This window comes from Citrobacter freundii complex sp. CFNIH9 (genome assembly GCF_002903305.1).
Taxonomy (GTDB): domain Bacteria; phylum Pseudomonadota; class Gammaproteobacteria; order Enterobacterales; family Enterobacteriaceae; genus Citrobacter; species Citrobacter portucalensis.
This window is the reverse complement of record NZ_CP026238.1, coordinates 1,066,556-1,081,140: the sequence shown is the minus strand read 5'-3', so window position 1 is coordinate 1,081,140 and position 14,585 is coordinate 1,066,556. Positions and strand designations below refer to the sequence as shown.

General features: G+C 53.5%; 10 protein-coding genes. 1 reads left to right on the top strand and 9 read right to left on the bottom strand.

Annotated elements, in window-relative coordinates; genetic code table 11:
* Positions 1 to 107 precede the first annotated feature (107 nt).
* Positions 108 to 2,342, bottom strand: a complete 2,235-nt coding sequence (gene relA / locus C2U43_RS05480; protein WP_003825690.1) for a GTP diphosphokinase — start codon at positions 2,340 to 2,342, stop codon at positions 108 to 110.
* A gap of 100 nt (positions 2,343 to 2,442) precedes the next feature.
* On the bottom strand, positions 2,443 to 3,741 hold the full coding sequence (rlmD, locus tag C2U43_RS05475) for a 23S rRNA (uracil(1939)-C(5))-methyltransferase RlmD (RefSeq protein WP_103284776.1): 1,299 nt from the start codon (positions 3,739 to 3,741) through the stop codon (positions 2,443 to 2,445).
* A gap of 57 nt (positions 3,742 to 3,798) precedes the next feature.
* On the opposite strand from rlmD, the gene barA reads away from it, so the two are divergent.
* Complete coding sequence (barA, locus tag C2U43_RS05470; protein ID WP_103284775.1) at positions 3,799 to 6,555, top strand: two-component sensor histidine kinase BarA; 2,757 nt, start codon at positions 3,799 to 3,801, stop codon at positions 6,553 to 6,555.
* A gap of 196 nt (positions 6,556 to 6,751) precedes the next feature.
* On the opposite strand, the gene C2U43_RS05465 is transcribed toward barA, so the two are convergent.
* The 7 genes from C2U43_RS05465 to C2U43_RS05430 form a co-directional block, all read right to left on the bottom strand.
* Positions 6,752 to 7,894: a glycerate kinase gene (locus C2U43_RS05465; RefSeq protein WP_060683310.1), complete on the bottom strand. Its 1,143-nt coding sequence runs from the start codon at positions 7,892 to 7,894 to the stop codon at positions 6,752 to 6,754.
* 82 nt (positions 7,895 to 7,976) lie between these two features.
* Entirely contained in the window at positions 7,977 to 9,317 is a 1,341-nt protein-coding gene (gene gudD / locus C2U43_RS05460; RefSeq protein WP_003034111.1) for a glucarate dehydratase, read from the bottom strand.
* Between the two features lie 20 nt (positions 9,318 to 9,337).
* Entirely contained in the window at positions 9,338 to 10,678 is a 1,341-nt protein-coding gene (locus C2U43_RS05455) for an enolase C-terminal domain-like protein (protein WP_048215648.1), read from the bottom strand.
* A gap of 2 nt (positions 10,679 to 10,680) precedes the next feature.
* On the bottom strand, positions 10,681 to 12,033 hold the full coding sequence (gudP, locus tag C2U43_RS05450; RefSeq protein ID WP_008785689.1) for a galactarate/glucarate/glycerate transporter GudP: 1,353 nt from the start codon (positions 12,031 to 12,033) through the stop codon (positions 10,681 to 10,683).
* 343 nt (positions 12,034 to 12,376) lie between these two features.
* Positions 12,377 to 12,826 carry a flavodoxin gene (locus C2U43_RS05440; protein ID WP_003825676.1) on the bottom strand — a complete coding sequence of 150 codons (450 nt, stop codon included), beginning with the start codon at positions 12,824 to 12,826 and terminating at the stop codon, positions 12,377 to 12,379.
* A 19-nt stretch (positions 12,827 to 12,845) separates the two neighbouring features.
* Entirely contained in the window at positions 12,846 to 13,628 is a 783-nt protein-coding gene (gene truC, locus C2U43_RS05435) for a tRNA pseudouridine(65) synthase TruC (protein ID WP_003825671.1), read from the bottom strand.
* Entirely contained in the window at positions 13,628 to 13,957 is a 330-nt protein-coding gene (locus C2U43_RS05430; RefSeq protein ID WP_003825670.1) for a YqcC family protein, read from the bottom strand. Before C2U43_RS05430 ends, truC begins: the two co-directional genes overlap by 1 nt.
* Positions 13,958 to 14,585: the final 628 nt, after the last annotated feature.

Genomic DNA, 14,585 nt, shown 5'->3' with positions numbered 1-14,585 from the left:
CAGTAGACCGGATAAGGCGATAGCCGACATCCGGCAACATAGCAATGCCTGATGGCAACGCTAACGCGTCTTATCAGGCCTACAAGGTTATCCGGCCTACAAAATCATTAATTACCGTGCAAGCGACGTGCGTCGATCACATCCGGTACCTGGTTCAGCTTGCCGAGCACGCGCCCGAGCACCTGCAGGTTATAAATTTCGATGGTCATATCGATGGTGGCCAGCTGTTGTTTGGTATCACTTCGGCTGGCAACTCCCAGCACGTTCACCTTCTCGTTGGCGAGAATCGTAGTGATATCACGTAACAAGCCGCTGCGATCGTTGGCCTGGACGCGAACCACCAGCGAATACCCTGCCGAGTAGCTTTCGCCCCAGACTGCATCAACAATACGTTCCGGCGCATGGGAGCGCAGCTCAGCCAGCTGTTCACAATCCGCCCGGTGCACGGAAATACCGCGTCCCTGGGTAATAAACCCGACAATCTCATCGCCAGGAATCGGCTGGCAGCAGCGGGCGATGTGGTGCATCAGGTTACCTACCCCTTCCACCACCACACGACCGTCGTCTTTACGACGGCTCTGCGGTGCCTGCGTTTTCTGCTGAAGCTGTTTCAGCGCGGCGGCATCCTGTTCGGCAGCGCTTGGCTTATTAAACTGCGCCTGCAGGAAGTTCACCATTTGGTTGAGGCGGATGTCTCCCCCACCAATCGCCGCCAGCAACTCGTCCAGCTCATTGAAGCTGTAGCGCGGCAGCAGGTGTTTTTCCGCCTCTTTCAGGCTGATACCTAAATGCGCCAGCTCATCGTCGAGGATCTGGCGACCAGCAAGGATGTTTTTGTCGCGGTCCTGTTTACGGAACCAGGCGTGGATCTTCGAACGCCCACGACTGGTGGTTACGTAGCCAAGGTTAGGATTCAGCCAGTCGCGGCTTGGGTTTGGCTGTTTCTGGGTGATAATTTCAATTTGATCGCCCATCTGCAGCTGGTAGGTAAACGGTACGATGCGCCCGCCAATTTTCGCGCCAATGCATCGATGCCCCACATCGCTATGAATGTGGTAAGCAAAATCGAGCGGCGTGGAGCCCGCAGGTAAGTCTACAACGTCGCCTTTTGGCGTAAAGACGTACACGCGGTCATCAAAGACCTGGCTACGGACTTCATCCAGCATTTCACCGGAATCCGCCATCTCTTCCTGCCAGGCAATCAGCTTACGCAGCCACGCAATGCGATCTTCATGACCAGAACGCGCCGCGCCTGAAGCGGTGCCCTCTTTGTACTTCCAGTGCGCCGCGACGCCCAGTTCGGCATCTTCGTGCATCTGTTTGGTACGGATCTGAATTTCGATGGTTTTCCCGCCCGGCCCCAGTACAACCGTATGGATTGACTGGTAGCCATTGGGTTTCGGATTAGCAACGTAATCATCGAACTCATCCGGCAGATGGCGATAGTGAGTATGTACTATCCCGAGTGCGGCATAGCAGTCCTGTAAACGCTCTGCCACGATACGCACTGCGCGTACATCGAACAGCTCATCGAAGGCCAACTGCTTTTTCTGCATTTTGCGCCAGATGCTGTAGATATGCTTCGGACGTCCATACACTTCGGCTTTGACGCCTTCCGTTTTCATCTCTGAGCGCAAATGACCGACGAACTCATCAATGTAATGTTCCCTGTCGATACGACGTTCATGCAGCAGCTTGGCTATGCGTTTGTATTCAGCCGGGTGCAGATAACGGAAGCAATAATCTTCCAGCTCCCATTTTAATTGCCCGATTCCCAAACGGTTGGCCAGCGGTGCATAGATATTGGTGCACTCTTTTGCCGCCAGAACGCGTTCATCTTCCGGCGCGTCTTTCACTTCACGCAGATGGGCAATCCGCTCTGCCAGCTTGATGACCACACAGCGGAAGTCATCTACCATTGCCAGCAGCATACGGCGGACGTTATCGACCTGCTCGGAAGAAACTGAATCGGTATGCGTGGCTTTAAGCTGGCGTATTGCCGCCATATCACGCACACCGTGGATAAGATGAACAATGGATTTGCCCACGCTCTCGCGCAGGATGTCTTCACTGACCACGTTGGCATCAGCCAGAGGGAACAGCATTGCTGCACGCAGCGTGTCGATATCCATGCTCAACATGGAGAGAATTTCTACCATCTCCACGCCACGCCACAGCAGCAGATCCGCATCCGGATGCCCCTGTGTCTGCTGGAGGCAGTACGCCCAGGTTTCGGCTAAGCGTTCACACGACTGCTGGCTGGAGATCCCCAGACTCGCGATCCATTTCTTTGGATCAAACTCACCAGCTTTATTTATATGTGCACTTCTTACCGCAACCATTGTCCTCTCCTTAAGGGGCCAGGCCTGTCGAAGTCGACAAGCCCTACCCATCGTCTTTCATGCTGCATTACAACCCGAAATCCAATGGGTACAAAATTCATTACAAACGCTCAAACAGGACCATTGATTCCAGGTGTCCAGTGTGCGGAAACATATCGAGCATCGCCAGTCGCCGTATGGCGTATCCAGCGTTGAGCAAAGCATCGCTGTCACGAGCCAGCGTTGCTGGGTTACAGGATACATAAACAACGCGTATAGGTTCTAATTTTATAATATGTTGCATCACACCTGCAGCCCCCGCACGCGCAGGATCGAGCAATACTTTGTCGAATCCGTTTTTCGCCCACGGCTGTCGGGTAACATCTTCCTCAAGGTTTTCATGAAAGAATGTCACATTGTGTAATCCGTTATTCAGCGCGTTTTCTCGGCCTTTTTCCACCAACGCAGGAACACCTTCTACGCCAACCACGCTTGCTGCCCGAGTTGCCAGCGGTAGGGTAAAATTTCCCATGCCACAGAACAGATCGAGTACACGATCTTCAGGTTGCACATCAAGCCATTCCAGCGCACGGGCGACCATTTGTTGGTTTACCCCTTCATTGACCTGAATAAAATCGCGCGGGCTGAAGGTTAACCGTAGTCCATTTGAATCATACCAGGGCGATTCTTCTGATATTGATTCCAGTATCTCGCTTTGCGGGGCCAGAAACAAAGACAGCCCCTGAGAATGCGAAAAGCATTCCAGTTTTTCTTTATCCGCAGCACTCAATGGTGCCGTGTGGCGCAAAATCATCAGGGTTCCGCTTCCCGCCTGCACCAGTTCGACATGGCCTAGATGGCGTAACCCTTGCAGACTTTCCAGACACGCTCTGAGATGGGGCAATAACGCCTCAAGCTGGGGCACCAAAATAGGGCATTGTTTGACATCGATAATGTCGCTGGAACCGGATTTGCGAAACCCCATCTGCAATTTTTGTTCTTTTGGCCGATAGTTCAGACTCAAACGTGCGCGACGACGATAGCCCCACGGGGCATCAGCTATAACATCCGACACCTCACATTTCATTAAACGCGACAACGCTGCGCTTTTGCTACGCTGCTGCAATGAGATGCTGGCATGCTGCTGCTGGCAACCGCCGCACACGCCAAAATGCGGGCAACGTGGCACTTCACGCTGTGGGCTGTCGTTTAAACGTCGTTTTACTTGCGCGCGGGCAAGCTGTTTTTTATCTTCGGTAATCACCACCTCGGCGCTTTCCTGGGGTAGCAATTCCGGTATAAACAACGCCTTTCCGTTATGGCGAGCGACGCCCTGACCGAAAGGATCAAGGTCATTGACGGTAACGGTTATGATCTGACGCGTCGTCACGCGTCGTTTTGCAGAGTAGAATTGCGCCATCGACGAGATATTTCTCTATTTAACAGTGTGACCCTAATTGTCCCATAACGGAACTCCATGACCAACTACAGCCTGCGCGCACGCATGATGATTCTGATCCTGGCCCCGACCGTCCTGATAGGTTTGTTGCTCAGTATCTTTTTTGTTGTGCATCGCTATAACGACTTGCAGCGTCAACTGGAAGATGCTGGTGCCAGCATCATTGAACCACTCGCGGTCTCCAGCGAATATGGCATGAACCTGCAAAACAGGGAATCCATCGGCCAGCTTATCAGCGTGCTGCATCGTCGCCATTCCGATATCGTGCGGGCAATTTCTGTTTATGACGAAAATAACCGACTGTTCGTCACCTCAAATTTTCATCTCGATCCGTCTGAAATGCAGTTGGCGACAGGTTCACCGTTTCCCCGGAAGCTGAGCGTCACCCGGCACGGGGATATCATGATCCTGCGAACCCCTATTATATCGGAAAGCTATTCACCGGATGAATCCGCCGTAAGCGACGCCAAAAACACCAAAAATATGCTGGGGTATGTGGCGCTTGAGCTGGACCTTAAGTCCGTACGATTGCAGCAGTACAAAGAGATCTTTATCTCCAGCGTAATGATGCTGTTTTGTATTGGTATTGCGTTAATTTTCGGCTGGCGTCTAATGCGCGACGTGACCGGCCCGATTCGCAATATGGTGAATACCGTTGACCGAATACGTAGAGGACAGCTCGACAGCCGCGTGGAAGGTTTCATGCTGGGCGAGCTGGATATGCTCAAAAATGGTATCAACTCGATGGCGATGTCTCTCGCTGCTTACCATGAAGAGATGCAGCACAACATCGATCAGGCCACCTCTGACCTGCGCGAAACGCTGGAGCAGATGGAAATCCAGAACGTCGAGCTGGATCTGGCGAAGAAACGCGCCCAGGAAGCGGCACGTATTAAGTCTGAGTTTCTGGCAAACATGTCCCACGAGCTGCGAACACCGCTGAATGGCGTGATTGGCTTCACCCGTCTAACGCTAAAAACCGAGCTCAACACCACACAGCGCGATCACCTGAATACCATTGAACGCTCGGCTAACAATCTGCTGGCCATCATCAATGATGTACTCGACTTCTCCAAACTTGAGGCGGGCAAGCTGATTCTGGAAAGCATTCCGTTCCCGCTGCGCAGCACGCTGGATGACGTCGTTACGCTGTTAGCGCATTCATCCCATGATAAAGGGCTTGAGCTGACGCTGAATATTAAGAATGACGTACCGGACAACGTCATCGGTGACCCGCTGCGTTTACAGCAGGTGATCACCAATCTGGTCGGCAATGCCATCAAATTTACCGAGGGCGGCAACATCGACATTCTGGTCGAGAAGCGAGCCCTTAGTAACACGAAAGTGCAAATTGAAGTACAAATCCGCGATACCGGGATCGGTATTCCTGAGCGCGATCAATCCCGCCTGTTCCAGGCTTTCCGTCAGGCGGATGCCAGTATTTCCCGGCGTCATGGCGGAACCGGGCTAGGTCTGGTCATTACGCAAAAACTGGTCAACGAAATGGGTGGGGATATCTCCTTCCACAGCCAACCTAATCGGGGTTCCACGTTCTGGTTCCATATCAGCCTCGATCTCAACCCTAACGTGCTTATTGATCGTTCGACAACCCGATGCCTTGCCGGTAAACGATTGGCCTACGTCGAACCTAACGCCACCGCCGCACAATGCACGTTAGATATCTTGAGTGAAACACCGCTGGAGGTGATTTACAGCCCTTCGTTCTCCGGGTTGCCAGCGGAGCACTACGACATTCTGTTGCTGGGCATTCCGGTCACTATGCGCGAACCACTCACCATGCAGCATGAGCGGCTGGCAAGCGCAGCAGCGATGACCGACTTCCTGTTGCTAGCCTTGCCTTGTCATGCACAAATTAACGCTGAGAAATTGAAACAGGGCGGCGCGGCGGCGTGTCTGTTGAAACCTCTCACCTCAACCCGCTTACTGCCTGCGCTGACAGAGTATTGTCAGCTGAACCACAGCGCGGATCCGCTGCTGTTAGATGAGAGCAAAATCGCGATGACCGTCATGGCGGTAGACGACAACCCGGCGAACCTCAAGCTGATTGGCGCATTGCTGGAAGATAAGGTCCAGCACGTCGTGCTTTGCGACAGCGGGCATCAGGCGGTGGATCGCGCCAGACAAATGCCGTTTGACCTGATCCTGATGGATATTCAGATGCCAGACATGGACGGCATTCGTGCCTGCGAACTGATCCACCAGCTTCCTCATCAACAGCAGACACCAGTCATTGCGGTCACCGCACACGCCATGGCCGGGCAGAAAGAGAAGCTGCTCAGCGCCGGGATGAACGATTACCTGGCGAAGCCTATCGAGGAAGATAAGCTGCATAATCTGCTGTTACGTTACAAACCGGGCGCAAGCACATCGCTGCGGGCACTCACCGCAGAACCTCTTGAGCCGGTCGTCAATCCGAACACGACGCTCGACTGGCAACTGGCATTAAGGCAAGCCGCGGGTAAGAACGATTTGGCGCGGGATATGCTGCAAATGCTGATCGATTTTCTGCCTGAGGTGCGTAACAAAATCGAAGAGCAACTGGTCGGAGAGAACCCCGAAGGGCTAGTGGATATGATTCACAAGCTGCACGGCAGTTGCGGTTATAGTGGTGTCCCCCGCATGAAAAACCTGTGTCAGCTCATTGAACAACAGCTACGCAGTGGAACCAAAGAAGAAGAGCTGGAACCTGAGTTTTTAGAGCTTCTGGATGAAATGGACAACGTTGCGCGCGAAGCGAAACGGATATTGGGGTGATATTCGCCGGATGCGGCGTAAACGCCTTATCCGGCCTACAGGTTTCACTGTTTACCGTAGGCCCGATAAGCGTCGCGCATCGGGCAGTAAACGCCTTATCCGGTCTACAGGCTTCGCTGTTTACCGTAGGCCCGATAAGCGTCGCGCATCGGGCACATCGCCGAATGCGGCGTAAACGCCTTATACGACCTACAACTCAGCGTAATTGCTGCCCTGCTTTAAGCGTTGCGGCTACGTTTCGCGCCGTCATTCGTACGTTGTCGCTCGCGTTCTTCAGCGCCTCATCCAGGGTACAGATGGTATAGATGACACTGAAAACCGCATCCAGCCCATGCTCGTGGACCACACCGACATCGGCCGTCAGGCTACCTGCGATACCGATAACCGGCTTGTTGTAACGCTTTGCGACCTTCGCCACGCCAACCGGAACCTTACCGTGAATGGTCTGACTATCAATGCGTCCTTCACCTGTGACCACTAAATCCGCATCCGCAACGCAGGCATCAAGGTGTAACGCATCGGTCACTATCTCAATACCGCAGCGTAACTGTGCGCCGCAAAACGCATACAGTGCCGCCCCCATACCACCCGCCGCACCACCACCGGCCAGATCCAGCACGTTGACGTCCAGATCGCGGGCAATAAGTCGCGCATAGTGCGTGAGCGCCCGATCCAGGCGGGTAATCATCTCCGGCGTAGCCCCTTTTTGCGGACCAAAAACCGCAGATGCGCCCTCTTTTCCAGTCAACGGGTTGGTCACATCGCAAGCAACTTCTATACGGCACCCGGCAAGACGGCTGTCTAACTGAGAAATATCAATCCGGGACAGAGATTCCAGACCGATTCCGCCTTGCGCAATTTCGTTATTTTGCGCATCCAGCAGTTTTGCTCCCAGCGCTTGCACCATCCCGGCACCGCCATCATTGGTGGCGCTACCGCCAATCCCAATGATGATATGCTCAACGCCAGCGTCCAGCGCATGACGAATTAACTCCCCGGTTCCCCAGGATGTCGTTTTCAGCGGATCGCGTAACCCCACAGGAACCTGTTCCAGTCCGCTGGCGGCCGCCATTTCGATAAACGCCGAGCGCTCATCACCAGATAAACCATAAAATGCCTGAATTGTGTTGCCCAAAGGGCCGGTAACATCAACATGCACAAGGTGACCTTGCGTTGCGGCAACCATCGCTTCGACCGTTCCTTCACCGCCATCTGCAACCGGAATCTTCACGTAATCCGCATCGGGCCAGATCTCACGAAACCCCAGCTCTATAGCCGTTGCCACCTCAAGCGCACTCAAACTTTCCTTATAGGAATCGGGTGCGATTACTATTTTCATAAAGCATCCTTACGCATGTTGATTATGTTAAGCATACACCAGGAGCAAAACCGCTCACTCTATAGGAGCGGTCCTGGATCACTTAGCGAACCATGCACGGACGCTTATTATCAAACGTCCAGTTCGGGATAAGATACTGCATACCCATCGCATCATCACGCGCACCCAGTCCATGTTGCTGGTACAGCTCATGCGCTTTCATGACCTGATCCATATCCAGCTCCACGCCCAGACCCGGTTTTGCCGGAACCTGCACCATGCCGCCTTTGATTTCAAACGGCTCTTTGGTCAAGCGCTGGTTGCCTTCCTGCCAGATCCAGTGGGTGTCGATAGCGGTTATTTTTCCTGGAGCCGCCGCCGCAACATGCGTAAACATCGCCAGCGAAATATCAAAGTGGTTGTTAGAGTGCGATCCCCAGGTCAGCCCGAACTCATGGCACATCTGCGCCACACGGACAGAACCCTGCATAGTCCAGAAGTGCGGGTCCGCCAGTGGGATATCCACAGACTGCAACGACAGCGTATGCCCCATCTGACGCCAGTCGGTGGCGATCATGTTGGTGGCGGTCGGCAGACCGGTGGCGCGGCGGAACTCCGCCATCACTTCACGACCAGAGAAGCCCTGCTCGGCACCGCACGGATCTTCCGCATAGGCCAGAGAACCCTTCAGATATTTGCCGATCTTAATCGCTTCATTTAGCGACCACGCGCCGTTCGGATCCAGCGTGACGCGGGCCTGCGGGAAGCGCTTCGCCAGCGCAACGATAGATTCTGCTTCCTCTTCCCCGGCCAGCACACCGCCTTTCAGTTTAAAGTCGTTGAAACCATACTTCTCATACGCGGCTTCCGCCAGGCGCACTACCGCATCCGGGGTCATCGCTTCTTCATGACGCAGACGATACCAGTCGCATTTCTCATCCGGCTGACTCTGGTACGGCAGCGGCGTTGCCTTACGGTTACCCACGAAGAACAGATAACCCAACATTTCAACTTCGCTACGCTGCTGGCCATCCCCCAGCAAAGAGGCGACGTTTACACCCAGATGCTGACCTAACAGATCCAACATGGCCGCTTCGATCCCTGTAACCACATGAATAGTGGTACGTAAATCGAAGGTCTGCAAACCGCGACCGCCCGCATCACGATCGGCAAAAGTATTGCGTACTGCATTCAGCACGTTTTTGTATTCACCTAACGTTTTACCTACCACCAACGGGATCGCATCTTCCAGAGTTTTGCGGATTTTTTCGCCGCCGGGAATTTCACCCACGCCGGTATGACCGGAGTTATCTTTAATAATCACAATATTGCGCGTGAAGAACGGAGCATGTGCGCCGCTCAGGTTCATCAACATGCTGTCATGACCCGCAACCGGAATAACCTGCATAGAGGTAACCAATGGGGTAGAAAATTGTGCGCTCATAATTAAGTCCTTATTCAAAATTAGTGGCGGCCGAAAACGGGACGTTTACGGTCAAAAGTCCATCCGGGGATCAGATACTGCATTGGGCCTGCGTCATTACGCGCGCCGCCGGGCAGCGCCTTATAGGCTTCATGCGCTTTCTGTACCTGATCCCAGTCCAGTTCCACGCCCAGACCGGGCGCATCGGGTACCGCAATTTTTCCGTTTTTAATCTCCAGCGGATTTTTGGTCAGGCGGCAATCGCCCTCCTGCCAGATCCAGTGGGTATCAATAGCCGTTGGATTACCCGGCGCAGCCGCACCAACGTGGGTGAACATCGCCAGGGAAATATCAAAATGATTGTTAGAATGGCAGCCCCAGGTCAGGCCCCAGTCATCGCATAACTGTGCCACGCGTACCGCGCCAGAAAGGGTCCAGAAGTGCGGATCGGCCAGCGGAATATCTACTGAATTCAGCATCACCGCATGGCCCATTTCACGCCAGTTGGTGGCTATCATGTTCGTTGCTACCGGCAGACCGGTTGCACGGCGGAACTCGGCCATCACTTCGCGGCCAGAAAAACCCTGTTCAGCGCCGCATGGATCTTCAGCGTAGGTCAGAACATCGTTCAGCCCTTTACACAGGGAGATGGCTTCATCCAGCAGCCAGGCACCGTTGGGATCAACCGTAATACGCGCATCCGGGAAGCATTTTTTCAGCGCACGAGCGGTGTCGATTTCCTGCTCGCCAGGCAGTACACCGCCCTTGAGTTTGAAATCTTTAAAGCCGTAGCGATCCTGCGAAGCCTGAGCCAGACGTACCACAGCCTCACTGTTCATCGCTTGCTGATGACGCAGGTGATACCACTCATGGTTTCCCGGCGTACTTTCCAGATACGGTAAATCGGTCTTTGTGCGATCGCCCACGTAGAACAGATAGCCGAGTACGGTGACCGCATCGCGCTGCTTGCCCGGCCCTAACAGTTCACAAACCGGCACGTTCAGCGCCTTACCCAGCAGGTCGAGCAATGCGGCTTCCAGCGCTGCTACCGCATTGACCCGTAGTTCAAAGGTCCAGGCGCCTTTGCCAAAGGTGTCAAAATCAGCGGCCTGGTTGCCCTTATGCACCTGCTGCACCACCTTATTCAGGCGCGCCACTTCCTGGCCCAACACCTGCGGAATCGCATCCACCAGCGTCTGATAAATCACTTCACCACCAGGCGCTTCACCGACACCGGTGTTTCCGGCATTATCGGTGAGCACCACGATATTACGAGTAAAGTATGCGTTATGCGCGCCGCCAATATTGAGCAGCATGCTGTCATGACCGGCCACCGGGATGACCTTCATATCGGTAATAACGGGACTCGATTGTGTTGTCATCATCATTGTCCTGCGACAGGTTTCAGTTCGATACGTTTAATATCGCCCACCAGCACCAGATAGCTCACCACCGCAATCAGCGCATGTACCCCGACGTAAATCAACGCGCCGTTAAACGAGCCGGTAGTCCCGACGATGTAGCCGATAGCAATTGGCGTGACGATGCCGGAGATGTTGCCAAACATGTTGAACAAACCGCCGCTCAGACCGCTGATCTCTTTAGGTGCGGTATCAGCCATCACCGCCCATCCCAGCGCGCCGATGCCTTTACCGAAGAAGGCCAGCGCCATAAAGCCAATGATCATCCACTCGACGTTGACGTAGTTACAGAACACCATCACCATCGATAGCAGCATCCCCATGACGATTGGCGTTTTACGGGCGATATTCAGCGAACCGGTACGGCGCATCAGCCAGTCGGAAATAATGCCGCCGAGCACGCCGCCGGCGAATCCGCAAATGGCCGGAACCGAAGCAACAAAACCGGCTTTCAAAATCGACATACCGCGAGCCTGTACCAGATAAACCGGGAACCAGGTGATAAAGAAGTAGGTCAGCGCGTTAATGCAGTATTGGCCGATGTAAATCCCGATCATCATCCGTGAACCCAGCAGCTGTTTGATTTGCCCCCACTTCACGCTAAACGGCACTTTTGTTTTGGCTGCCGCCTGATCCATGTTGATCAGCGCCCCACCTTCGGCAATGTACTCCAGCTCTTTTTGGTTTACGCCTGGATGCTGGTTAGGTTCATGAATCACCTTCAGCCAGACGAAGCTGATAACAATCCCAAGACCGCCCATAAAGAAGAACACGTGCGACCAACCCACTTCGTGGGTCAGCCAACCCATGATTGGCGCGAAGATAACGGTGGCAAAGTATTGCGCAGAGTTAAAGATAGCGACCGCCGTGCCCCTTTCCTGTGCCGGGAACCACGCCGCCACAATACGACTGTTGCCGGGGAAAGAGGGCGCTTCAGCTAAACCAACGAGGAAGCGCAAAGTAAACAGCGCAACGATAATGCCGAAGCCACTGAAGATATCGACAAAACCCTGCAACAGGGTAAACATGGACCAAATAAAGATGGACCAGAAATAAACGCGTTTTGAACCAAAGCGGTCGAGCAACCAGCCGCCGGGGATCTGGCCGATAACATAGGCCCATGAGAAAGCGGAGAATACATACCCCATCCCTACCGCATCCAGACCGATGTCTTTGGCCATCTCCGAACCGGCAATGGATAAGGTGGCGCGATCGCCGTAGTTGAAGGATGTGACGATAAACAGCATCACCACTATCCAGTAGCGAGCGTTAGTGCGTTTTTCCGCGCTGCTCGCCGCCTGACTTAATGAACTCATTGTTGCACTCCTGAATCCTGGCTTTCGCCAGTTCATTCTGTACAGCACCTGTAGGGTGATCAGAATGAGAGGTTAGTGTGTGGCAGTGTTGGTACAGCTCAGGGCCGTTTTATTCTGACTCGCTGCCATTCCGGGAACTGACGGGAAAAGTATATGAAGGAGTGCCACTTGCCCTCACCGTGCATGAACACAACATTAGGGAGACAGTGAGAAGTTGTTTGGGGCATAAGCCCAAAGTAGTGGAAGTTAGTTCACGTAATTGGGGTTTTATTGCCGGGTGGCGGCTTCGCCTGGCCCGGCTTGCGGTTCAAATGGGGGTTGCATGCCCGTACGGGCGAGGGAGTTATTTAAGCAAGGTTCCCCAGTTTTCTACCCAGGGATTGGATTCGCTTTCCGGTTCAGGATGCTCGCTGGCATCAATCAGCAGCATTTCTCCTACACGGTGGGCGCTTTGTTCCTGCAACAGCGCATCGAACTGCTTGCCGCCATTGCAGAAATTAACGTAGCTACTGTCGCCCAGCCCAATTACCCCGTAATGCAGATTTGGCTGGAAACCGAGATTATCTTTGATCCCCTGAAACAGCGGCACGATGCTATCCGGCAGATCGCCCTGCCCGGTCGTGGAAGTCACCACCAGTACATATTTATCCTGATATGCCTGCCAGTCGCTAAGTTCCGGATCTTCGAACACCGTAGCTTTATGACCCTGCGCCGTCAAAATAGCTTCGGCCTCTTCGGCAACCAGCAGCGCGTTTCCGTACATCGTGCCGACAAAAATTCCAATTTCCGCCATAACCGTAATCTCCTGGGACTTAAGAATCTATCTGCTCATCCTGACCTGACAGCCCGCTGAACTCAACCCTTTCATTCTCAGGGAGAAGTCCACGCCAGCCAAACTGTGATAACGCCTGCATCCAGACGTCATCCAGTCCGGCGCGAATAACCAGCGGTTCACCGGTGAAAGGATGGGTCAGCGCAAGCTGGCTGGCATGCAGCATCAATCGCTGGCAACCGAAATGCTCTGCGGCGCTGCGGTTTTGCCGCAAATCACCGTGCTTGCTATCGCCGATAATCGGATGGCGCAAGTGCGCCAGATGGCGTCTGAGCTGGTGCTTGCGACCGGTTTTAGGATCCAGCTCCACCAGCCCGTAACGGGTAGTCGGATAACGCCCGGTCGCTACCGGCATTTCTACCGTTGCCAGGCCACGATAATGGGTGACAGCAGGCTGCGGGCCTTTATCATCGCGGGCAAACTTATCGGCAATCTTATCCAGCTCTTCGACCAGCGGGTAATCCAGCACGGCATCATCCATCAGCCAGCCACGCACAATCGCATGATAGCGTTTCTGAATTTGATGATGTTCAAACTGCTGGGACAGCAAACGCCCGGCTTCGCTGGACAGTCCCATCAGCAGCACGCCGGAGGTTGGTCTGTCGAGTCGATGGGCGGTAAATACGTGCTGACCAATTTGGTCGCGCACCGTTTGCATCACCACCACTTTCTCATCCCGGTCGAGCCAACTGCGGTGAACCAACCAGCCCGAAGGTTTATTGACGGCGACCAGCCATTCGTCCTGATAAAGAATTTCCAGCATCAGGCGTTATCACTTGTAAACAGCGCATCCAGCTCCTGCAATGCCGCCAGAAGAATGTCGCGTTGCGGGTGATCGGCTGCCAGCGCCATTTCGTAATACGGTGCGACGGCAAAAGCCTGCGGAAGCGGCTGCGCGTTATCAATCAACGTATGCATGCGGGGAATCAACACCCACTGCAGCCACTCGACCGGTTCCATGGTATCCATACAAAAAGGCTGCGTACTGGTAAACAGATGCTCTGCTGGCTCATCCATCCGCCAGTGATGATGTTCACGCAGTAGCGCTTCAAGTGCGTGTAACTGCTGGCGCACACGGTCATGAGTCGTCATGAAATTAACCTCAATGATGAAAAATCTGGCGCGAAGAATAGCACTAGTGGAGGGAAATAAAAAAAGGGAGCACTGTAAAAACAGTGCTCCCGGTTCGTTTCGCAGCATTCCAGCTACTTTTAGTGCTCCCTGCTCATCCTTGACAACTTTTCCTGTGGTCTTGCGACCGTGTTCATCCTGAACTTTTGCATCCTGCTCACATCACCCCGATGTGAAAACTTCATCCTGAAGTATCCTGGCCATCCAGACCCGCCGAACATCCTGACCGGCTCTCATTCTCCATCCTGGAGGTGTCCTTTAACGCATCCAGCGTCTTCCTCTTTGCTTCGTCCTGAAGCCTGTCCTTGCAACACCGTCCTGGTGTGTCCTGACGAAGAGCCATCATCCTGATGTTCTCTTCGTTGTGCGACTCCTTGTCGACAGATATAGAATCGCCTGTTTCGCTTTGTCTTACAAGATGCTTACAGGCTTACCCTTACGATTATTTTCGTATGAAAGTTGACAATAAAACACTAACCAATTGAATAATAATAAATTATTATTTTATCAATTCATTAAGTCTTTACTTATCACCTGGCAATGTCCTACAGGGTTTGTAAGAGATCTCTCACAAGATTCAGGGCAAACT